17 protein-coding genes are annotated in these 21,097 nt (G+C 71.4%); 4 read left to right on the forward strand and 13 right to left on the reverse strand.

Features of this window, described 5'->3' with window-relative positions; all coding sequences use genetic code 11:
• Positions 1 to 145 precede the first annotated feature (145 nt).
• From ACWGJB_RS12725 to rsmH, 10 genes are all read right to left on the reverse strand, one after another.
• The gene (locus tag ACWGJB_RS12725; protein ID WP_453380290.1) at positions 146 to 940 is read right to left on the reverse strand and encodes a cell division protein FtsQ/DivIB; all 795 of its coding nucleotides are present in this window, start codon (positions 938 to 940) and stop codon (positions 146 to 148) included.
• 28 nt (positions 941 to 968) lie between these two features.
• Positions 969 to 2,057: an undecaprenyldiphospho-muramoylpentapeptide beta-N-acetylglucosaminyltransferase gene (gene murG, locus ACWGJB_RS12730; RefSeq protein ID WP_453380184.1), complete on the reverse strand. Its 1,089-nt coding sequence runs from the start codon at positions 2,055 to 2,057 to the stop codon at positions 969 to 971.
• A gap of 6 nt (positions 2,058 to 2,063) precedes the next feature.
• Complete coding sequence (gene ftsW, locus ACWGJB_RS12735) at positions 2,064 to 3,419, reverse strand: putative lipid II flippase FtsW (protein ID WP_453380185.1); 1,356 nt, start codon at positions 3,417 to 3,419, stop codon at positions 2,064 to 2,066.
• A gap of 66 nt (positions 3,420 to 3,485) precedes the next feature.
• Positions 3,486 to 4,919: a UDP-N-acetylmuramoyl-L-alanine--D-glutamate ligase gene (murD, locus tag ACWGJB_RS12740; RefSeq protein WP_453380186.1), complete on the reverse strand. Its 1,434-nt coding sequence runs from the start codon at positions 4,917 to 4,919 to the stop codon at positions 3,486 to 3,488.
• On the reverse strand, positions 4,901 to 5,971 hold the full coding sequence (gene mraY / locus ACWGJB_RS12745; RefSeq protein WP_360482513.1) for a phospho-N-acetylmuramoyl-pentapeptide-transferase: 1,071 nt from the start codon (positions 5,969 to 5,971) through the stop codon (positions 4,901 to 4,903). The genes murD and mraY overlap by 19 nt, the downstream gene beginning before the upstream one ends.
• On the reverse strand, positions 5,971 to 7,383 hold the full coding sequence (locus ACWGJB_RS12750) for a UDP-N-acetylmuramoyl-tripeptide--D-alanyl-D-alanine ligase (protein ID WP_453380187.1): 1,413 nt from the start codon (positions 7,381 to 7,383) through the stop codon (positions 5,971 to 5,973). The genes mraY and ACWGJB_RS12750 overlap by 1 nt, the downstream gene beginning before the upstream one ends.
• 4 nt (positions 7,384 to 7,387) lie before the next feature.
• A complete protein-coding gene (locus tag ACWGJB_RS12755; RefSeq protein WP_453380188.1) occupies positions 7,388 to 9,049 on the reverse strand; it encodes a UDP-N-acetylmuramoyl-L-alanyl-D-glutamate--2,6-diaminopimelate ligase in 1,662 nt (553 codons plus the stop codon).
• Positions 9,050 to 9,091: 42 nt separating this feature from the next.
• Entirely contained in the window at positions 9,092 to 11,077 is a 1,986-nt protein-coding gene (locus ACWGJB_RS12760; RefSeq protein WP_453380189.1) for a peptidoglycan D,D-transpeptidase FtsI family protein, read from the reverse strand.
• Positions 11,078 to 11,082: 5 nt separating this feature from the next.
• A complete protein-coding gene (locus tag ACWGJB_RS12765) occupies positions 11,083 to 11,661 on the reverse strand; it encodes an FtsB family cell division protein (RefSeq protein ID WP_453380190.1) in 579 nt (192 codons plus the stop codon).
• A gap of 42 nt (positions 11,662 to 11,703) precedes the next feature.
• Positions 11,704 to 12,660 carry a 16S rRNA (cytosine(1402)-N(4))-methyltransferase RsmH gene (rsmH, locus tag ACWGJB_RS12770; protein WP_453380191.1) on the reverse strand — a complete coding sequence of 319 codons (957 nt, stop codon included), beginning with the start codon at positions 12,658 to 12,660 and terminating at the stop codon, positions 11,704 to 11,706.
• Positions 12,661 to 13,015: 355 nt separating this feature from the next.
• On the opposite strand from rsmH, the gene ACWGJB_RS12775 reads away from it, so the two are divergent.
• The 4 genes from ACWGJB_RS12775 to ACWGJB_RS12790 all read left to right on the forward strand — a co-directional run bounded on the left by ACWGJB_RS12775 (position 13,016) and on the right by ACWGJB_RS12790 (position 18,597).
• Positions 13,016 to 13,564 (forward strand): beta-class carbonic anhydrase, encoded by a 549-nt coding sequence (locus ACWGJB_RS12775; RefSeq protein WP_453380192.1) that lies wholly within the window; start codon positions 13,016 to 13,018, stop codon positions 13,562 to 13,564.
• Between the two features lie 262 nt (positions 13,565 to 13,826).
• Positions 13,827 to 14,867, forward strand: a complete 1,041-nt coding sequence (locus ACWGJB_RS12780; protein WP_453380193.1) for an AAA family ATPase — start codon at positions 13,827 to 13,829, stop codon at positions 14,865 to 14,867.
• On the forward strand, positions 14,867 to 16,213 hold the full coding sequence (locus ACWGJB_RS12785) for a DUF58 domain-containing protein (protein ID WP_453380194.1): 1,347 nt from the start codon (positions 14,867 to 14,869) through the stop codon (positions 16,211 to 16,213). Before ACWGJB_RS12780 ends, ACWGJB_RS12785 begins: the two co-directional genes overlap by 1 nt.
• Positions 16,213 to 18,597 (forward strand): transglutaminase TgpA family protein, encoded by a 2,385-nt coding sequence (locus tag ACWGJB_RS12790; RefSeq protein ID WP_453380195.1) that lies wholly within the window; start codon positions 16,213 to 16,215, stop codon positions 18,595 to 18,597. Before ACWGJB_RS12785 ends, ACWGJB_RS12790 begins: the two co-directional genes overlap by 1 nt.
• Before the next feature lie 186 nt (positions 18,598 to 18,783).
• Here ACWGJB_RS12790 and ACWGJB_RS12795 read toward each other — a convergent pair whose 3' ends face one another.
• From ACWGJB_RS12795 to ACWGJB_RS12805, 3 genes are all read right to left on the reverse strand, one after another.
• On the reverse strand, positions 18,784 to 19,173 hold the full coding sequence (locus ACWGJB_RS12795; protein WP_360482316.1) for a DUF3040 domain-containing protein: 390 nt from the start codon (positions 19,171 to 19,173) through the stop codon (positions 18,784 to 18,786).
• Positions 19,174 to 19,450: 277 nt separating this feature from the next.
• Positions 19,451 to 20,221 carry a methyltransferase gene (locus ACWGJB_RS12800; protein WP_453380196.1) on the reverse strand — a complete coding sequence of 257 codons (771 nt, stop codon included), beginning with the start codon at positions 20,219 to 20,221 and terminating at the stop codon, positions 19,451 to 19,453.
• Between the two features lie 182 nt (positions 20,222 to 20,403).
• Positions 20,404 to 20,967, reverse strand: a complete 564-nt coding sequence (locus ACWGJB_RS12805; RefSeq protein ID WP_453380197.1) for an SAV_6107 family HEPN domain-containing protein — start codon at positions 20,965 to 20,967, stop codon at positions 20,404 to 20,406.
• Between the last annotated feature and the right edge of the window lie 130 nt (positions 20,968 to 21,097).

The raw sequence follows: 21,097 nt of genomic DNA on the forward strand, positions 1-21,097 counted from the left end.
TGTTCCCTGGAGTCTTCTGAACAGGACACTAAGTCGACAAGTGGCGCGCGTTCAACGAACACGCCGAACCTCCCGTTTTTCTTTTCACCCTATGTGATCAGCCGTAGCAGTGCCCAACCAGGGTGCTGGCCTGCGCTGATGTGCGTCAACTCGCTGATGACGCAGGCGCGGTGGGAACACTCACGTCGAAGTACCGGGCACCCGAAGCGGCTTTCATGAGCGCGGTGAGCGTGCGCGCCTTGGCGGCGCCGTTCTCGGCACTGCCCCACTCGACCCTGCGGCCGCCGCTCAACTCCAGCGTGATGTCGTCATAGGAACGGACCTTGAGGGTTCGGGTGTCCCGGCGGACGGCGGCCGGAATGTCACCCGCGACCGCCACGGCTTCCCGCACCAGCCGGTCGGTGCCGAAACGGCGCAGACTCGCGGTGGCCGAACCCGACCGGGACAGACTCAATTCCAGCGCCGGAGCGCCTTTCGGCGCCTGTGAAACCGTCGCGAAACGGACGCCTTCCTTGTCCACTTCGGTGAACTTTCCACCCTTTTCGATGAGCAGAACCGGCATGCGCTCGGTCACTTTCAGCCCGATTCCATGAGGCCAGGCACGGACGACGTCAATCTCGTCAATTCGGGGCAGCTTGCGGCGCAGTCGGGCCTCGAGGCCGTCGGTGTCGATGGAGATCAGCGGCGCCCCGACGGGGACGTCGGCCGCCTCCCGCACCTGCCCGGGCGTCAGAACGACCGTACCGGAGACGGAGACGTGTCGTACGCGCAGCCACGAGGAGCCGTACAGCAGCCAGACGGAACCGGAACCCAGGAGCACAACTCCCAGGACCAGAATGACGATCGTACGAAAGCGGCGGTTCCTCCATCGCCGGGCGGGCGGCGGGCCGGACGACTCCTGCTGGCGTTGACCGCGCTCGGCGGTGGTCGGTCCGGCCACGCTGCTCACTTGCCTTTCGTCATACGGCCTAACGGCTGGAGGCGATCGCCTCGTACACCATCCCGACGAGCAGGTCGTCGGCGTCCCGGCGGCCGAACTCGCTTGCCGCGCGGGACATCTCGTACAACCGGTGCGGATCGGCGAGCACGGGCAGGACGTTCTGCTGCACCCACTCCGGGGTGAGTTCCGCGTCGTCGACCAGCAGGCCGCCGCCGGCCTTGACCACCGGCTGAGCGTTCAGCCGCTGTTCACCGTTGCCGATGGGCAGCGGGACATAGGCGGCCGGGAGTCCGACGGCGGAGAGTTCGGCGACGGTCATCGCGCCCGCGCGGCAGAGCATCATGTCGGCCGCGGCGTACGCGAGGTCCATCCGGTCCAGGTAACTTACCGGGACATACGGGGGCATCCCTGGCATCTGGTGCACCTGCGGCAGTTCGTTCTTCGGGCCGACCGCGTGCAGGATCTGGATACCGGCCTGCTGCAGCCAGGGCGCGACCTGCTGGACGACCTCGTTGAGGCGGCGGGCACCCTGGGAGCCGCCGGAGACCAGCAGCGTGGGCAGGTTGGGGTCGAGGCCGAAGCGGTGGCGGGCCTCGGGGCGGGCGGCGGCCCGGTCCAGGACGGAGATAGAGCGGCGCAGCGGGATGCCGATGTAGCGGGCGTCGCGCAGCTTGCTGTCGGGGGTGGAGACCGCGACCCGGGCGGCGTACCGGGAGCCGATCTTGTTGGCGAGGCCGGGCCGGGCGTTGGCCTCGTGGATCACGATCGGCACACCGAGGCGCTTGGCGGCGAGATAGCCGGGCAGGGCGACATAGCCGCCGAAGCCGACGACGCAGTCCGCCTTGGTGCGCTCCAGGATCTGCTCGGCCGCCTTGATGGTGCCGCGCAGCCGTCCCGGGACGGTGATCAGTTCAGGGGTGGGCTTGCGGGGCAGCGGCACCGCCGGGATCAGGGCGAGCTCGTAGCCGCGCTCGGGCACCAGCCTGGTCTCCAGCCCGCGCTCCGTGCCCAGGGCCGTGATCCCCACGGTGGGGTCCTGCCTGCGCAGGGCGTCCGCGAGGGCGAGCGCGGGCTCGATGTGGCCGGCGGTCCCCCCACCAGCGAGTACGACATGCACCGAAATTCACCGCTCTCCGGACGAGCGCACCGCGGAGGCACGCCGTCGCATCGTGTTCCATCTCCGAGGCCCCTGCGGGCCCCCGCCTCCCCGCTTTCTACCAAAGCGAGGTTGCCGCATCGCAAGCGCCGCCCGCGCAGCGGGCTCGTCGCGCGCGAAGGCGATCAGCAACCCGATGGCGAACATGGTCGGCAGCAGGGCGGAGCCCCCGTAGGAGAACAGCGGGAGCGGGACGCCGGCGATCGGCAGCAGGCCGAGCACCGCACCGATGTTGATCACCGCCTGTGCGGTGATCCAGGTGGTCACGCCTCCCGCGGCATACCTCACGAAGGGGTCCTCCGTGCGTCCGGCCACGCGGATACCCGCATAGCCTAGAGCCGCGAAGAGAGCCAGTACCGACAGCGTCCCCGCCAGCCCCAGTTCCTCACCGGTGACGGCGAAGATGAAGTCGGTGTGGGCTTCGGGTAGTTGGCCCCATTTTTCCACACTCGCACCGAGTCCGGAGCCGAAAAGTCCGCCGGAGGCCAGGGCGTAGATGCCATGAACCGCCTGCCAGCAGTCGGCGACGCCGCTCTTGGGCTCGGTGGCGCCGATACAGGCGAGCCGGGCCATTCGGTTGGGGCTGGTCTTGATGAGGATCACACCGAGCAGGCCGGCGATCGACAGCACCCCGGCGAACAGCCGGGTGGGTGCCCCCGCCAGCCAGAGCAGGCCGAACAGGATCGCGGTCAGGATGATCGCGGTACCCATGTCGCCGCCGAGCATGATCAGGCCGAGCAGCAGGAAGCTGACCGGGACCAGCGGCACCAGCATGTGTTTCCACTGGGTCAGCAGCCGCTTCTCCTGTTTGCGCGCCATCAGGTCGGCGCCCCAGAGCACCAGGGCGAGCTTGCCGAACTCGCTGGGCTGGATCTGGAAGGAGCCGCCCAGGGAGATCCAGTTCTGGTTGCCGTTGACCGACATCCCTATCCCGGGGACCTGCACCAGGGCCATCAGGAAGACGGCACCGGCGAGGATCGGGTAGGCGAGCGCCCGGTGCAGTTTCACCGGCATGCGGGACGCCACGAACAGCAGCACGCCCCCGATACAGGCGGCCAGGAACTGTTTGCGGAAGAAGAACGAACCCGGCAGCGACATCTGCAGCGCGGTGATCTGGGAGGCCGAGTAGACCATCACCAGACCCAGCACGATGATCAGCAGGCTGCCGCCGAGGATCAGGTAGTACGCGGTCAGCGGCCGGTCCCAGGCCCGGTGGAGGCGCGTGTGGAGCCGCCGCAGCGGATTGTCGCGCGACGCGCGGGGGGCCGCGGGCCTGCGGACTGCTCGCTGTACGGGCGGTCGGCCGGTGCGGCTACCGGGCATCAACGCCTCCGCTGAACGTCGAGCGTCCCACGCGTCCCTCCCAAGGTCGCCCGGCTGGCGGCCGGGTCAGGCGCCGAGTTCGCGAACAGCCTGAGCGAACGCGTCACCGCGCTTGTTGTAGTTGGCGAACATGTCCATGGAGGCACAGGCAGGGGCAAGCAGCACCGTGTCTCCGGCGACAGCGAGTCGCCGCGCCTCCTGGACCGCCGCGAGCATCGCCCCAGTGTCGGTCCGGTCGAGGTCGACGACGGGTACTTCCGGCGCGTGTCGCGCGAGGGCCTCCCGGATGAGGGCGCGATCGGCGCCGATCAGCACCACGCCGCGAAGCCGCTTTGCCGACTTGGCGACCAGTTCGTCGAAGGTCGCGCCCTTCGCCAGACCGCCCGCAATCCATACGATCGACTCATACGACACCAACGAGGCTTCCGCCGCGTGCGTGTTGGTCGCCTTGGAGTCGTCGATGTACGCGACCCCGTCCACGTCGGCCACGTGCGCGATGCGGTGGGCGTCCGGGGTGAAGTTCCGCAGCCCGTCCCGTACGGCCGTGGCGGGCACCCCGAAGGCGCGCGCCAGGGCCGCCGCGGCAAGGGCGTTGGCGATGTTGTGCGGGGCGGGCGGGTTGACGTCGGAGACCTCGGCCAGCTCCTGGGCGTTCTTCTGCCGGTTCTCGACGAAGGCGCGGTCCACCAGGATGCCGTCCACGACACCGAGTTGGGACGGCCCCGGGGTGCCGAGGGTGAAGCCGATGGCCCGGCAGCCCTCCTCGACGTCGGCCTCCCGCACCAGATCCTCGGTGAGCTTGTCGGCGACGTTGTAGACGCAGGCGACCCGGTTGCCCTCGTAGACACGGCCCTTGTCCCTGGCGTACGCCTCCATGGAGCCGTGCCAGTCGAGGTGGTCGGGGGCGAGGTTCAGTACGGCCGCCGAGTGGGCGCGCAGGGAGGGCGCCCAGTGCAGCTGATAGCTGGACAGCTCGACGGCCAGGACGTCGTACTCCTCGTCGCCGAGGACCGCGTCGAGCAGCGAGACGCCGATGTTGCCGACGGCGGCCGTGCGCAGGCCGGCGGCCTTCAGGATCGACGCCAGCATCTGGACGGTGGTGGTCTTGCCGTTGGTGCCCGTGACGGCCAGCCAGGGGGCCGCGTCGGGGCCCCTGAGCCGCCAGGCGAGTTCGACGTCGCCCCAGATCGGCACGTCCGCCGCACGGGCCGCCGCGAACAGCGGCTTGTCCGGCTTCCAGCCGGGCGCGGTGACGATCAGCTCGGTGCCCTCCGGCAGGGTGGCGCCGTCGCCGAGACGCACGGTGATGCCGAGCGCCTCCAGCTCCGCGGCCTGCGCACGCGCGCGCTCGTCGTCGCCGTCGTTGACGACCGTGACGATCGCCCCGCGCGCGTGCAGCACCTTCGCCGCCGGGACGCCGGAGACGCCGAGCCCGGCGACGGTGACGTGCGTGCCGTGGAATTCCGGGGACACCGAGGAGGTCACTTGTCCGCTGCCCATCCCGCATAGAAGAGGCCGAGTCCGACAATCACGCAAATACCCTGGATGATCCAGAAGCGGACCACCACAAGTACCTCGGACCAGCCCTTGAGTTCGAAGTGGTGCTGGAGTGGTGCCATCCGGAAGACGCGCCTTCCGGTGAGCCGGAAGGAGCCGACCTGGATGACGACCGACATGGTGATGAGGACGAACAGGCCGCCCATGAGGGCGACGAGGAGTTCCGTGCGGGACAGGATCGCGAGGCCGGTGAGGACACCGCCGAGCGCGAGCGAACCGGTGTCGCCCATGAAGATCTTGGCCGGCGAGGTGTTCCACCACAGGAAGCCGAGGCAGGAACCCATCAGCGCGGAGGCGATGACCGCGAGGTCCAGCGGATCGCGGACCGTGTAGCAGGCGTTGGGGTTGGTCAGGGTCATCGCGTTGGCGCAGGACTCCTGGAACTGCCAGACGCCGATGAACGTGTAGGCGCCGAAGACGAGCACGGAGGCGCCGGTGGCGAGACCGTCCAGACCGTCCGTCAGGTTCACGCCGTTGGACATCGCGAGGATCATGAACAGCGCCCAGACCACGAACAGCACCGGGCCGATGGTCCAGCCGAAGTCCGTGATGAAGGACAGCTTGGTGGACGCCGGGGTGTTGCCGATGGCATCCGGGAACTGCAGCGAGAGGACCGCGAAGGAGATGCCGACGATCAGCTGGCCGGCCATCTTCGCCTTGGCCCGCAGACCCAGCGAACGCCGCTTGACGATCTTGATGTAGTCGTCCAGGAAGCCGACCAGGCCCATGCCGCACATCAGGCCGAGCACCAGCACACCCGAGTAGGTCGGGGCGTAGCCGGTGATCACCTTGGACAGGAAGTAGGCGGCGACCGTCGACAGGATGAAGGCGATACCGCCCATCGTCGGCGTACCGCGCTTGCTGGCGTGTTCGCGCGGGCCGTCGTCACGGATGTACTGGCCGTAGCCCTTGCGCGCGAGGAGCTTGATCAGCAGCGGAGTGCCGATCAGCGTCAGGAAGAGACCGATGACGCCCGAGAAGAGGATCTGCTTCATCATCGGGCATCAACACCCTCGGCACCGCTCTGGAGGAGCGCCTGGGCAACACTCTCCAGGCCCACCGACCGTGACGCCTTCACGAGGACGACGTCCCCCGGGCGCAACTCGCTGCGCAACAGGTCGACCGCCGCCTGTGCGTCGGACACGTGCACCGACTCCTCACCCCACGAACCCTCGTTATATGCGCCCAGTTGCAGCCAGGAGGCTTCTACTCCCCCGACCGCGACGAGCTTGCCGACATTGAGCCGGACGGCGAGCCGTCCGACCGCGTCGTGCTCGGCGAGCGCCTCGTCCCCGAGCTCGGCCATCTTGCCGAGCACCGCCCACGTGCGGCGCCCCTGGCCCATGGCCGCGAGCGCGCGCAGCGCGGCTCGCATGGACTCGGGGTTGGCGTTGTAGGCGTCGTTGACGATGGTCACGCCGTCCGGGCGCTCGGTGACCTCCATACGCCAGCGGGAGAGGGAGCCAGCCTCGGAGAGCGCGGTGGCGATCTCTTCCGCGGACATGCCCAGCTCATGGGCGACGGCGGCCGCGGCGAGCGCGTTCGACACGTGGTGCTCACCGTACAGGCGCATGGTCACATCGCTTGCACCGGAGGGTGTGTGAAGGCTGAACGCGGGCTGTCCCGTGTCCGTGAGTCGTACGTTCTCGGCGCGTACGTCCGCTTCGGCCGACTCTCCGAAAAGGACCACCTTCGCCTTGGTACGGGATGCCATGGCCCGCACCAGGGGGTCGTCCGCGTTGAGGATCGCGGCGCCGCCGTCCTCGGCCGGGGGCAGGGCCTCCACCAACTCGCCCTTCGCCTGGGCGATCTGCTCACGGCCGCCGAACTCGCCGATGTGGGCGGTGCCGACGTTGAGGACCAGGCCGATCCTCGGGGGCGTCAGATCCGTCAGGTAGCGGATGTGTCCGATGCCGCGGGCGCCCATCTCCAGCACCAGGAACTTCGTCTCCTCGGTGGCGGACAGGGCGGTCAGCGGCAGGCCGATCTCGTTGTTGAGCGAGCCCGGCGTGAACACGGTCGGCGCCTTGGTGCGCAGCACCTGGGCGATCAGGTCCTTGGTGCTGGTCTTGCCGGCCGAGCCGGTGAGGGCCACCAGGGTCGCGCCGAGCCGTCGTACGACATGGCGGGCGAGGGCGCCGAGGGCGGTCTGGACGTCGTCCACGACGATCGCGGGCACGCCGACGGGGCGGGACGCCAGAACGGCGACCGCGCCCTGTCCCACGACCTGGGCGGCGAAGTCGTGGCCGTCCACGCGCTCGCCCACGAAGGCGGCGAACAGGCTGCCGGGGCCCGCCTCGCGGGAGTCCCGGACGACCTCCCCGGTGACCTGGACGGACGGATCCGGTATGTCATGCGTCTGCCCGCCGACGACTGCTGCGATCTCGGCGAGGGAGAGGGCGATCACAAGTTCATCCCTGGGTCTTCTGGATAGCTTCGCGAAGCACCTGGCGGTCGTCGAACGGACGGACCACTCCGGCGATGTCCTGGCCCTGCTCGTGGCCCTTGCCGGCGACCAGCACGGTGTCGCCGGGGTGGGCGCGGGCGACGGCCGCGGCGATCGCGGCGGCCCGCTCCTCGAAGAGGAGCACCTCGCCGCGCTCGTGGGCGGGCACCGTGGCGGCGCCTTCGAGCATGGTCGCGAGGATGGCGAGCGGGTCCTCGGAGCGCGGGTTGTCGGAGGTCAGTACGGCCGTGTCGGCGAGCCGGGCCGCGGCGGCGCCCATCGGGGCCCGCTTCGTCCTGTCGCGGTCGCCGCCGCAGCCGAGGACGATGTGCAGCCGGCCCTTGGTGACCTTGCGCAGGGCCTTGAGGACCGATTCGACGGCGTCCGTCTTGTGGGCGTAGTCGACGACCGCGAGGTAGGACTGTCCGGCGTCCACCCGCTCCAGGCGGCCCGGGACGCCCGGGACGGCGGCGACGCCGTCGGCGGCGGTCTGCGGGTCGAGGCCCGCGGCGGCCAGGGCGACGATCGCGGCGAGGGTGTTCGCCACGTTGAAGGGGCCCGGCAGCGGCGACTTGGCGGCGACTTGGACGCCCCCGGGCCCGACGACGGTGAACGTCGAGTCCATCGGGCCGATGTGGACGTCCGCGGCCCGCCAGTCGGCGTCGGGGTGGCCCTCGGCGGAGTAGGTGACGACCGGGACGCCGGCCTCGCGGGCGAGCCTGCGGCCGTACTCGTCGTCGACGTTCACCACCCCCCGTTTGCTGCGTCTCGGCGTGAAGAGCTGCGCCTTGGCCCGGTAGTAGTCCTCCATGTCGGAGTGGAACTCCATGTGTTCCGGGCTGAGGTTGGTGAAGACGGCGATGTCGAAGACGCAGCCGTCGACCCGGCCGAGGACCAGGGCGTGGCTGGAGACCTCCATGGCGACCGCCTCGACGCCGCGCTCGCGCATGACGGCGAACAGGGCCTGGAGGTCGGTGGCCTCGGGGGTGGTGCGCTCGGACTTGATGCGCTCGTCGCCGATGCGCATCTCGACGGTGCCGATGAGTCCGGTGCTGCGCGTTCTCTTCAGACCACCCTCGACCAGGTAGGCCGTGGTGGTCTTGCCGGAGGTGCCGGTGATGCCGATCTGGAGCAGGTCGCGCCCGGGGTGACCGTAGATGGTGGCCGCGAGTTCGCCCATCCGCGCGCGCGGGTCGTCGGCGACCAGGACCGGCAGGCCGGTCGCGGCGGCGCGTTCGGCGCCCGTCGGGTCGGTCAGCACGGCGACCGCGCCGAGGCCGGCGGCCTGGGCGACGAAGTCGGCACCGTGCAGCCGGGCCCCCGGCAGGGCGGCGTACACGTCGCCGGGGCGGACCGCGCGCGAGTCATGGGTGATGCCCGTGACCTCCACCGTGTCCGCGGTGTCCGGGACGGCGGCGCCCAGCTGATCGGCGAGCTCCGCGAGGGGTGTGGCGGAGACCTGAACCGGCCTGGGCGGCCCCGGATATGTCACGGAAGCGCCCTTCTGGGTGGTTTGGGACTGATCAGCGTGTGGCACGGCGGTGAGCGTACCGGGCGCACCCGCTCCGGAGCGAAGTGAGGGCTCGGGGGCCCGGTGGTTCCCGGGATCGGGGGTGATCGTTGTCACGGGCTCGTTCCTGGTGGTCTTTCCGAAAAGCTGAGGCGCTGATCAGGGCTTGTAGTCGACGGGCAGTTTCGCCGCCTTGGCACCGGTCGGCGGGATCTGCAGGGTCTTGAGGGCGAACTCCATCACCTGCTTGTAGATCGGGCCGCAGATCTGGCCGCCGAAGTAGCTGCCGGCGGTGGCGTTCTGGATGGCGCAGTAGACGGTGATGCGGGGCTTGTCCGCGGGCGCGAACCCGGCGAACGACGAGGTGTAGCCGCGATATCTGCCGGTGGCCGGATCTACTCGGTTGGCGGTACCGGTCTTGCCCGCGACGTTGTAGCCGGGGATGGCCGCCTTGGCGCCGGTGCCCTGCTCGTCGTCCACGACGGACTCCAGCATCTCGGCGAGCGTCTTTGCGGTCTTCTCACTGACCACACGGGTCTTCTTGGGCTGCGCGGACGGGGTGAAGCGGCCGTCGGCGCCCTTGGAGCCGCGCACCAGGGTGGGCTCCACCCGGACCCCGCCGTTGGCGATCGTCGAGTAGACGGAGGCCGCCTGCATGGCGTTGATGGAGAAACCCTGACCGAAAGGGATCGTGTACTGCTGCGAGGTGGACCACTTGGCCGGGGCGGCCAGGATGCCCCGGGTCTCGCCGGGGAAGGCGAGCCCGGTGTAGCCGCCGATGCCGAACTTGCGCAGATACGAGTAGAGGACCTGGTTGGCCTGCTCCTGGGTCTTGCCGAGCTGGCCGGTGGCGAGGATGGTGCCGATGTTGCTGGACTTGGCGAGCACGCCGTTGAGCGTGAGGTACCAGGTCGCGTGGTCGACGTCGTCCTTGAAGAGCCGGTCGCCGCGGTGCAGCCGGTTGGGCACCACCACGTGCGTGAGCGGGGTGGCGGCGTTCTCCTCCAGGACGGCCGCCATCGACATCACCTTGGCGGTGGAGCCGGGCTCGTAGGCGTCCTGGAGGGCCGCGTTGCCCATCGCGGCGGCGTCGGCCGTCGACAGGTCGTTCGGGTCGAAGCCGGGCGAGTTGGCCATCGCCAGGATCTGCCCGGTCCTGGTGTCCTGGACGACCACATAGCCGCGGTCCGCCTTGGACTTCTTGACCTGCTCGGTGATGGCGTTCTGCGCGGCCCACTGGATGTCCCGGTCGATGGTCAGCTCGACGTCCGAGCCGGGCACGGCCGGGGTCTCCGTGGAGCCGGCGGTGGGCACCTCACGGCCGCCGGACTGGGCATAGCGGATCTTGCCGTCCTTGCCGGTCAGGTGCTTGTCGAGCTGCTGCTCGACGCCGCCGCCGCCCTTGCCGTCTGCGTTGACCCAGCCCAGTATCCCGGCGGCCAGGTCGCCGTTCGGGTACACGCGCTGGCTGCTGGGGTCGGCGAAGACACCGGCGAGCACGTTGACGGTGCCACCGCCGGTCTCGGCCTTGTTGGTGAGCGCGGTCTTCAGGTCCTTGATCTGCTTCCAGACCTGCGGGGTCTGCCGGGCGGCGAGCCGGACGTAGCGCAGTTCCCGGTTCTCGGGCCGCAGCAGCTTGACGAGGGCGGCCTGGTCCTTGCCGAGGATCGGGGCGAGCAGTGCGGCGGCCTGCTCGGGGCCGTCGTTCACCTTGAGCTGCTTGCTGGTGAACATCGTGGGGTCGGCGGTGATGTCGTACGCGTCCTCGCTGATCGCCAGCGCCACGCCGTTGCGGTCGGTGATCCCGCCGCGCTCGGCGGCCAGGGTGTGCACCACGTACCGGTTCTGTTCGGCCTTCGCGGCGTACGCGCTGGCGTCGACGGCCTGTACCTGGAGCAGGCGCCCGACGAAGACCAGCAGCACCAGGGTCAGGGCGAAGCCGACCATGCGCAGCCGGGGCCGGGGGCTGCCGAGCCGCAGGGGGCGCTGGGCCGGGGGGCGCGGCGCGCCCGGGCGGCGGACCGGGCGGGCGCCGGGGCCGGGGCCGCGCCGGACCGCGCCCCGGGGCTCCCGGGGGCGGGGCGGCCGGGCGGGGCCGGGCACGCGGCGGCGCGGCGACTGCCTTTCTCCAGAAGTGTCTGGCACGTCCGTCACCTGCCGGGGGTCGTGGTCGGGGTCGTCACGGGCGTGAGTGCCGGCGCCGGGGTCGTCACCGGTGTGGTGACCGGCGTGGCTGTCGGTGCGGTCACCGCGGCGGAGCCGGCCGGCGTCGGTACGGCGGCGGAGCCGGCCGGCGTCGGTACGGCGGCGGACGGCGTGCCGATGGCCTCGGGGGCGGGCGGCTGGGTGGTGGTCCCCCGGAGGGCGGCGGTGCTGGGGACACCCTTGACGGTGCCGTCGGAGCCGAGGAAGGCCGGGTCGCCGCCGGGGACCATGCCGAGTTCGCGGGCCCGGCGCTGGAGGGCGTCGGGGGCGGAGTAGGCGTCGATGTCCCGCTGCAGGGCCTGTTCCTCGTCGGTGAGGTTCTTGGTCTGCTTCTGCAGGTCGTCGAGTCTGAACGAGCCCTCGCTGAGCGCCGAGTTCAGCACCAGCAGGCCGATCAGGCCGCCGCCGAGCAGCAGGACGACCAGCAGGACGAACGGGGTGCGGGCGGCCTGGTTGGCCCGGCCGACCGGAAAGAGCCGGGCGAGCCGGGCGGCCCGCCCTTTCAGCTCGGGTTTCCTACTCACGTGTCCTCCGGCGGGTCCGGAAACCCAGCGTGCTCACGCCGCTCATTCAATGGACTCCCTGATGCGCTGGGCCCCTCGAAGACGCGCGGGCGCGGCCCGGCGGTTCTCGGCGACCTCTTCCTCGGTGGGAAGTTCGGCACCGCGCGTGAGCAGCTTGAGCCGGGGCTGGTACTGCTCGGGCACGACCGGCAGCCCGGGCGGCGCGGTGGTGGCGGCACCGGCCGCGAACACCTGCTTGACGAGGCGGTCTTCGAGCGAGTGGTACGACAGTACGGCGATCCGACCGCCGACCGCGAGGGCCTGCACCGCGGCCGGGATCGCCCTTTCCAGGACGGCCAGTTCGCCGTTGACCTCGATGCGCAGCGCCTGGAAGGTGCGCTTGGCCGGGTTGCCGCCGGTGCGCTTGGCGGCCTGCGGCAGGGAGTCCCGGATCAGCTCGACGAGCCGGGCGCTGTTGCTGAAGGGCTCCTTCTCGCGCTCCCGGACGATCGCCGAGACGATCCGCTTGGCCTGCTTCTCCTCGCCGTACGCGAACAGGATGCGCACCAGGTCACCGGCCGGGTAGGTGTTGAGGACCTCGGCGGCGCCGATCCCGGTCGTCTGGTCCATGCGCATGTCGAGGGGGGCGTCCTGGGCGTAGGCGAAGCCGCGGTCCGCCTCGTCGAGCTGCATGGAGGAGACGCCGAGGTCGAACAGCACGCCCTGCACGCGCGCGATGCCGAGACGTTCGAGTACGTCGGGCAGCTCGTCGTAGACGGCGTGCACCAGGGTGGCGCGGTCGCCGAAGGGGGCGAGGCGCTCGCCGGACAGGCGCAGGGCCTCCTTGTCGCGGTCAAGGGCGACCAGACGGGCCTCGGGGAAGCGGGCCAGCAGCGCCTCGCTGTGGCCGCCGAGGCCGAGGGTGCAGTCGACGACCACGCTGCCCGGCGCCTCCAAGGCGGGTGCCAGCAGATCCAGGCACCGCTGGAGCATCACCGGAACGTGTCGACTCTGGCTCAAGGGGGCCTCTCAGGTCCGCGCGGGAGATACGCACCGCCGGGTCCCCGCCCGCTCGGTACGCGCGCCGCGCACGTGGGGAGACGGTCCGGGCGCCGTGCCGGGGTCTCCAGGGGATTTCACCAGCGGGGAGAGCCTCGCCTCCCGCTTCGCGTCACTTTAGTCCACCGTGTCGCCCGGTCAATCAACCGGCCTGCACGGCGCGTACGGCACGGCAGCGGGGACCGGGATTGGAAACGAATCACCCGTACAGCCCGGTTTGCGCTCCGTGTGGGTTAGCTCACAACAAGCCACGATGACGTTCTTTGTGCCCTCTCACAGCAGGCTCTGAACGCCGGTGACCAGTACCGTCGTGTCTATGACGACTTCCGCAGCAGCTCCCACTGGATCCGAAGGCGCCATAACCGACGGCGGCACCGTGACGGATCGCCTGGTCGACGCCAACCGTACGTACGCGGCAGCCTTCACCGACCCCGGTATGGACGCCCGGCCCGTGCTGCACGTGGCCGTGGTGTCCTGTATGGACGCCCGTATCGACCTGCACAAGGCGCTCGGCCTGCAGCTCGGCGACTGTCACACCATCCGCAACGCGGGCGGTGTGGTCACCGACGACGTGATCCGCTCCCTCACCATCAGCCAGCGCAAGCTCGGCACCCGCAGCGTGGTCCTCATCCACCACACCGGCTGCGGCCTGGAGGCCCTCACCGAGGACTTCCGCACCGAGCTGGAGATGGAGGTCGGCCAGCGCCCGGCCTGGGCGGTGGAGTCCTTCCGGGACGTCGACCAGGACGTACGGCAGTCCATGCAGCGGGTGCGCACCTCGCCGTTCCTGCAGCACACCGACGACGTACGCGGCTTCGTCTTCGACGTCCGCACCGGCCTGCTCCGTGAGGTCGACCCCGCCTGAGCCCACCGGCTCCGACGGACCGCCCGCCCCGAAAACCGCCGCCGTACCCTGTCAGGACGCTGTCGAATACACGACTGAAAGGCCGTAAGACCGACATAGTGCGGGCAGTTGTCCACAGGCGAGTGACACGAATCGGTAACGGCAGCAAGAATGCGGTGTGGGACGTCGCGCGGAACTATTCACGCGCGGTGTCCGTGTTTCGGGGTGGGCCGGTTCCGCTGACAGAGCGCCGGCCCGGCAATAAGGGGCCGAGGAGGGCCGGGTGACGACCTATGACGATCGAGCGAGCCTTACTGATCTGACCGCCACTGTGGAGCGGGTCCGCAGTTCGGTTGAGGGTGTGATCGAGGGCAAGCCGGAGGTCGTACGGCTTTCGCTGACCGTGCTGCTGGCCGAGGGACATCTTCTGATCGAGGACGTCCCGGGTGTCGGCAAGACGATGCTGGCGAAGGCGCTTGCGCGGTCCATCGACTGTTCGGTGCGACGCATCCAGTTCACGCCCGACCTGCTGCCGTCGGACATCACCGGCGTGTCCATCTGGGACCAGCAGCGCCGGGACTTCGAGTTCAAACCGGGCGCCATCTTCGCCCAGATCGTGATCGGCGACGAGATCAACCGCGCCTCGCCCAAGACCCAGTCCGCGCTGCTGGAGTCGATGGAGGAGCGGCAGGTCACCATCGACGGGCAGACCTATGAACTGCCCAGCCCGTTCATGGTGGTGGCCACCCAGAACCCGGTCGAGATGGAGGGCACCTACCCGCTGCCGGAGGCCCAGCGCGACCGCTTCATGGCCCGCGTCTCGGTCGGCTACCCCAGCGTGGAGGCCGAGTTGCAGATGCTCGACATCCACGGCGGGGCGAACCCTCTGGACGACCTCCAGCCGGTGGCGCACGCGCACGACATCGTGAAGCTCGTCGAGACCGTGCGGGGCGTCCATGTCGCCGAGACGGTCCGGCGGTACGCGGTGGACCTGGTCTCCGCCACCCGTACCCACCCCGACCTCAGACTCGGCGCCTCCCCGCGCGCGACGCTGCACCTGCTGCGCGCGGCGAAGGCGTCCGCAGCCCTGAGCGGCCGGGAGTACGCGCTCCCGGACGACGTACAGGCACTCGCCGTGGCGGTCCTGGCGCACCGGCTGCTGCCCACCGCCCAGGCCCAGCTCAACCGGCGCACCGCGGAGCAGGTCGTCCAGGAGATCCTGCAGCAGACCCCGGTGCCCGCGGCCCCCCACCAGCAGAACGGCTTCGGCGCTCTGGGCCGGGGCGTGCCGGCGTATCCCCAGCAGCCCCCGCGGAGTCTGTGATGAGCGCCCCGGCGGAGGCCGACCGCGAGGAGTCGGGCGGCGTCCGCACGGCCCTGGCCGGGCTGACCACCCGCGGCCGCTCCTTCCTGGCGGCCGGCATCGCGGCGGTGATCTGCGCCTACGTCCTCGGCCAGAGCGATCTGCGCCGGGTCGGGCTGCTGCTCGCCGTGCTCCCGCTGATCTGCGCGGCCGTGCTCTACCGCACCCGCTACCGGGTGGCCGGCAGCCGCCGGCTCTCCCCCTCGCGGGTGCCGGCCGGCAGCGAGGCCCGGGTCCACCTGCGGATGGACAACGTCTCGCGGCTGCCCACCGGCCTGCTGATGCTCCAGGACCGGGTGCCCTACGTCCTCGGCCCGCGCCCGCGCTTCGTCCTGGACCGGGTCGAGCCGGGCGGCCGCCGGGAGGTCTCCTACCGGGTCCGCTCCGACCTGCGCGGCCGCTATCCGCTGGGCCCGCTACAGCTGCGCCTGACGGACCCGTTCGGGATGTGCGAACTGACCCGGTCCTTCTCGACGTTCGACACCCTGACCGTCATCCCGCGCGTGGAGCCGCTGTCACCGATCCGGCTCAGCGGCGAGGCGAAGGGGTACGGCGACGGGCGGCAGCGTTCACTGGCCCTGGCGGGCGAGGACGACGTGATCCCGCGCGGCTACCGGTACGGCGACGACCTGCGCCGGGTGCACTGGCGCTCCACCGCCCGCTACGGCGAGCTGATGGTGCGCCGCGAGGAGCAGCCGCAGCGTGCCCGCTGCACGGTACTCCTGGACACCCGGGGCATCGCCTACGAGGGCGCGGGCCCCGACTCGGCGTTCGAGTGGGCGGTCTCCGGCGCCGCCTCGGTCCTGGTCCACATGCTCGAACGCGGCTTCTCGGTCCGGCTGTTGACGGACACCGGCAGCGCGGTGCCCGGTGAGGGGGCCGACGGTTTCGCGGGCTCCGGCCAGGACTCGGCGGACGCGGCCGGGCTGCTGATGGACACCCTGGCCGTGGTCGACCACTCGGACGGCACCGGCCTGTCCCGGGCCTACGACGTCCTGCGCGGCGGGAACGAGGGGCTGCTCGTCGCCTTCCTGGGCGACCTCGACGAGGAACAGGCGGCGGTGACCACCAAGATGCGCCGGCGCAGCGGCGGTGCCGTCGCCTTCGTGCTGGACCCGGACACCTGGGTGCGCGAGCCCACCGACGTGCCCGCGCCGGGCAACGCGCACGAGGAGCGGCTGCGGATGCTGCGCGAGACCGGCTGGACGGCGGTCAGCGTGGCGCGCGGTGCCCCGCTGGCCGAGCTGTGGCGGCAGGCCGACCGGGAGCGCCTCTCGGTGGCCGCGGCGGGCGGGGAGGCCCGGTGATGAGCGGACGGGCCCGGCTGGCCCTCACCGCGGCGGCGGCGACGCTGATGGCGTCCTGTTCCCTGCTGCCCCTGGTCTCCCCGACGACCTGGCTGTTCCAGGCGGCGTTCCTGGTGGCGATCCAGACCGGCGTGGGCGCGGCCGCGCGGCGGGTGCCGCTGGCCCGGCCGCTGACCGTGGCCGCGCAGGCCCTGGTCACGCTGCTGATGCTGACCCTGGTCTTCGCCCGGGGCCACGCGATCGCCGGGCTGATCCCCGGCCCGGACACCTTCCGGTACTTCGCCGACCTGCTCCAGCAGGGCTCCGACGACGTCAGCCGGTATGCGATACCCGCGCCGCTGTCGGACGGCATCCGGCTGATGGTGATCGGCGGGGTACTGATCGTCGGGCTGGTCGTGGACACCCTCGCGGTGACCTTCCGCAGCGCGGCCCCGGCCGGACTGCCGCTGCTCGCCCTGTACTCGGTGGCGGCGGGCCTGTCCGACGGACCGACCGACTGGCTCTGGTTCCTGGTGGCGGCGTCCGGCTACCTGCTGTTGCTGCTCGCCGAGGGCCGGGACCGGCTCTCACAGTGGGGCCGGGTGTTCGGCGGGGTCTCACGCACCCCGGGCGGCCCGGAGAACGGTGCGGTGGCCCCGGTGCGCACCGGACGCCGGATCGGCTTCGCGGTGCTGAGCGTCGCCCTGTTCGTGCCGTTCGTGATGCCCTCGATCCAGGGCGGCCTGCTGGACGGCACCGGGAACGGCGTCGGCGTCGGCAACGGGAACGGCGGCACGATCTCCGCGGTCAACCCGCTGGTGTCGCTCCGGGACAGCCTCAACGTGGACGAGGACCGGCAGGTGCTGTCCGTACGGACCAGCACCGCCGACGTCTCCGACCTGTATCTGCGGATCGTCTCCCTGGACGACTTCGACGGCACCACCTGGAAGCCGGCCCAGCGGCACATCACCGGAGTCCCGGGTACCTTCCCGACCCCGGTCGGGCTGGGCGGCGACATCAAGCGGGCGACGGTGCGGACCACGATCTCGGCGGCCGACTGGTACGCCCAGGACTGGCTGCCGATGCCGTACCCGCCGAGCGGGGTGAAGATCGCCGGCTCCTGGCGCTACGAGCCCGTCGGGATGACCCTGGTCGGCGACCACGGGCAGAACACCCGCGGTGAGACCTACCAGGTCACCAGCCTGGACGTGCAGCCGACGGCGGATCAGCTGGCCGCGGCGCCGGAGCCGTCGGCGGCCATGAAGAAGGAGTACACCAAGCTGCCCTCCTCGCTGCCGTCGGTGGTGGCGCAGACGGCCCGGGAGGTCACCTCGGGCTCGACGAGCCACTACGAGGAGGCGGTCAAGCTCCAGGACTACTTCGCGGTGAACGGCGGCTTCCAGTACGACACCCAGGTGCAGGTCGGCCGGGGCGAGGGCGCGATCGCGAACTTCCTGAAGCAGAAGCGCGGTTTCTGCGTGCACTTCTCCTTCGCGATGGCCGCGATGGCCCGGACGCTGGGCATCCCGGCCCGGGTCGCGGTGGGCTTCGCGCCCGGCACCCCGCAGGCCGACGGCACGGTCTCGGTGGGCCTGAAGGACGCGCACGCCTGGCCGGAACTGTACTTCGAGGGCGTGGGCTGGACCCGGTTCGAGCCGACCCCGACCCGAGGCACGACGCCGTCGTACACCGTCTCGGACACCCCCGGCTCCTCGGCGCCGGACGAGACGCTGCCCTCCAAGGGCGCCTCGGCGGCCCCGTCGGCCTCCGCCTCGGAGAGCGAGAGCTGCCCGGCCCAACTGCGCAAGCAGGACGTCTGCGCGAGCCCGTCGGCGGCGAGCGCGGTGCAGCAGGGCGACGGCGGGCCGCCGTGGTGGCAGCTGGCACTGTGGGCGCTCGCCGGACTCGCCGTGCTGGCGGTCCCGCTGTCGCCGATGCTCTACCGGCAGCGGGTGCGTGCCAACCGGCTCGGGGCCTACGACCGTACCCCCGACGGTGTGGCGGCGCACACGCTGGCGGTCTGGCAGGAACTGATCGACACGGCCTGGGACTTCGGCGTCCCGCCGGACGACTCGCAGAGCCCGCGCGGCGCGGCCGCCCGGATCGTCCGGCTGGGCCACCTCGACCCGGTCGCCGCCGCCTCGGTGCACCGGGTGGCGGACGCGGTCGAACAGGTGCTGTACGCGCCACGGCCGCGGCTGACGACGGGCCTCTCGGACGACGTCCGCCGGGTGGCGGCCGCGTTCGACGGCACGGTCGGCGTCCCCACCCGGCTGAGGGCGCTGTTCGCCCCGCGATCGGCCGTGCGGGCGCTGTGGGCGACGTCGGCCCGGTGGGCACGGCTGCGGGAGCGGGCGGCCGCGGCCCGGCCGGCCCTGCGCAAGCCGTCGGGACAGCAGAGCTGATCGGCAGCGGGCTCGCCGACCGGCACGACTGACCGGCAGCGGGCTCGCCGACCGGCACAGGGCTCGGCGGACATGACTGAGGGGTGACCACCCACCGGGTGGCCACCCCTCAGCCGTGCTCTGGGGTGACCACCCACCGGGTGGCCACCCCTCAGCCGTGCTCTGTTCTGCCTGTTCGGCAAATCCCTAGTGGCCCTGCTCGTCTCGGCGGCGCTGCCAGCGCTCCTCGATGCGGTCCATCATGGAGCGCTTCGGCCGGACCTGACGGCGGGCCTGCTGGCCTCCCGCGGGCTGCTCGCCGGGCTTGGGAGCCTTGCGCCAGCCGGTGACGGCGAGGACCGCGCAGCCCAGCATGACGAGGAAGCCCACCACGCTGACCCAGATCTCCTTGGCGACCATTCCGGCCATGAGGAGCGCGATACCGACGAGGAAGCCCGCGATCGCCTGGTAGACCCGTCGCCGGGTGTACGACCGCAGCCCGCTTCCCTCAAGCGCTGTCGCGAACTTGGGGTCTTCGGCGTACAGCGCTCGCTCCATCTGCTCAAGCATTCGCTGCTCGTGCTCCGAGAGCGGCACGGCGTCCTCCTCATCGTGCAGTCGCCGGGGCGACCCGGGGGGTCCCTTCAGGATAGGCAGGGATTCGCCCCCGTGAAACCCGCCCCTCTAGGCCAATTGGCCAACCGGAATCCGCCATGGCCGTTCCGGCTCGCTGAGGCTTCCATTCCCCAGCGGCCGTCCCGTCATGCCGAGCGGTCTCCCTCGATCATACGGCGCAAACCCCTCGTTCGGGGGGCCTGTGGCGTACTCCATCCGCTGCCGAGTCCCTGATCAGCGGGCTCGTCTCAGGAGAATCTCAGGCCCCGGCCGCACCCGGAGTCTCGCCGAGGACATGGAGCTGGGTGGCGACGGCGTGGAAGGCCGGGAGCTCGGCCGCGGCGGCCTCCAGCTTGAGCAGCGCGTCGAGAGCGCCGGGCTCGGTGTCCACCAGGACGCCGGGGACGAGGTCGGCGAAGACCCGCACGCCGTGCACGGCGGCGACGGCCAGACCCGCGCCCTCGACCAGGCCGGTGAGCTGCTCGGCGGTGAAGCGGCGGGGCATGGGGTCGCCGCTGCCCCAGCGGCCGTCGGGGTCGTCGAGTGCCTGCCGGGCCTCCTTGAAGTGCCCGGCGAGGGCCCGCGCGACCACGGCCCCGCCGAGTCCGGCGGCGAGCAGGCTGAGGACGCCCTCGGTTCGCAGCGCGGCCACCGTGTTGCGCACGCCCTCGGCCGGGTCGTCGACGTACTCCAGGACGCCGTGGCAGAGCACCACGTCGTGGCTGCCGCGCTCGACCACGTCGAACAGGCCGAGGACGTCGCCCTGGACGCCCTTGACCCGGTCGGCGACGCCGGCCTCGGCGGCGCGGCGCTCCAGCGCGAACAGCGCGTTCGGGCTGGGGTCGACGACGGTGACGCGGTGGCCGAGGCGCGCGAGGGGTACGGCGAAGTTGCCGCTGCCGCCGCCGGTGTCGAGGACGTCCAGCGCGTCCCGGCCGGTGGCCTTGACCCGGCGGTCGAGGGCGTCCTGGAGTACCTCCCAGACCACGGCGGTACGGAGAGAAGCGCGGGGTCGTGTGGGGTCCGGCACGGCAGTTGACTCCTCGGCGCGGCACCGCCTGTTGCCCGGCGGCGCGAACTCGGTGCCTCCCCGGCCCGGAGTGCGGGAGGAGGGAAGGCTTCAGGCGCTCTCCACCCTATTGCCTCCGCTGCCCAGCCATGGCCTCCGCCGCCTTCCCCCGGTCCTCCCGCGCCGGGCGTCCGCCGTCCTGGTCAGCCCGCGTCGGGCAACCCCCTGTCCGGGGCGCCGTCCGGCTGCTCCCCGTCCTGTCGGCGGGGCTGCGGCAGGACCGGCTGGAGGATGAGCATCCGCTCGACGATGCGGAGGAACATCTCCACGTCCCGTATCAGGTCGTCGGCGTCGCGGCGGCCGGCCGCGCCCTGGATGCCCGCCTCGGCGCGGGCACGGCGGCCGGCGCCGGAGGCGAACAGGGCGCTCCACTCGGTGAGCTCGGGCGCCACCTCGGGGAGCACCTCCCAGGCGCTGCGGATGCGGGCCCGGCGCCGGGGCGAGGTCTCGGGGCGGGCGCGGGCGGCGAGCACGGCGGCCGCGGTGCGCAGGGCGGCCAGATGGGCGGTCGCATAGCGCTCGTTGGCGGTGTCGAGGAGTTCGGCCTCGTCGAGGGCGGCGCGGGCCTGGGTGAGCAGGTCGAGGGCGGCGGGCGGGGCAGTGGCCCGGCGGATCACGGGGTGCACGTCGCTCGCCGGGCCGGTCAGTGAGGGGGCAGGGCCGGTGGCGCGGCGCCGGTGGGCGGCGGCCGCTGAGGAGTTGGCCATGACGAACCTCCTGTCGTCTGGGTGACGGCTCCCTTACCCGGGGTGCCGTATGTGCCCATCGTGCGGTATGGCACTGACAATCCGTTCCGACCTGGGGTTTTGCTTCGATCGCGAGTTCGGGTTAGTTTTT

The organism is Streptomyces sp. NPDC054813 (assembly GCF_053611365.1).

Coding starts and splice junctions, on each gene's coding strand:
- ftsW (WP_453380185.1), bottom strand. CDS start 3,419: ATGCCCGGTAGCCGCACCGGCCGACCGCCCGTACAGCGAGCAGTCCGC.
- murD (WP_453380186.1), bottom strand. CDS start 4,919: ATGGGCAGCGGACAAGTGACCTCCTCGGTGTCCCCGGAATTCCACGGC.
- mraY (WP_360482513.1), bottom strand. CDS start 5,971: ATGAAGCAGATCCTCTTCTCGGGCGTCATCGGTCTCTTCCTGACGCTG.
- ACWGJB_RS12775 (WP_453380192.1), top strand. CDS start 13,016: ATGACGACTTCCGCAGCAGCTCCCACTGGATCCGAAGGCGCCATAACC.
- ACWGJB_RS12785 (WP_453380194.1), top strand. CDS start 14,867: ATGAGCGCCCCGGCGGAGGCCGACCGCGAGGAGTCGGGCGGCGTCCGC.
- ACWGJB_RS12790 (WP_453380195.1), top strand. CDS start 16,213: ATGAGCGGACGGGCCCGGCTGGCCCTCACCGCGGCGGCGGCGACGCTG.
- ACWGJB_RS12805 (WP_453380197.1), bottom strand. CDS start 20,967: ATGGCCAACTCCTCAGCGGCCGCCGCCCACCGGCGCCGCGCCACCGGC.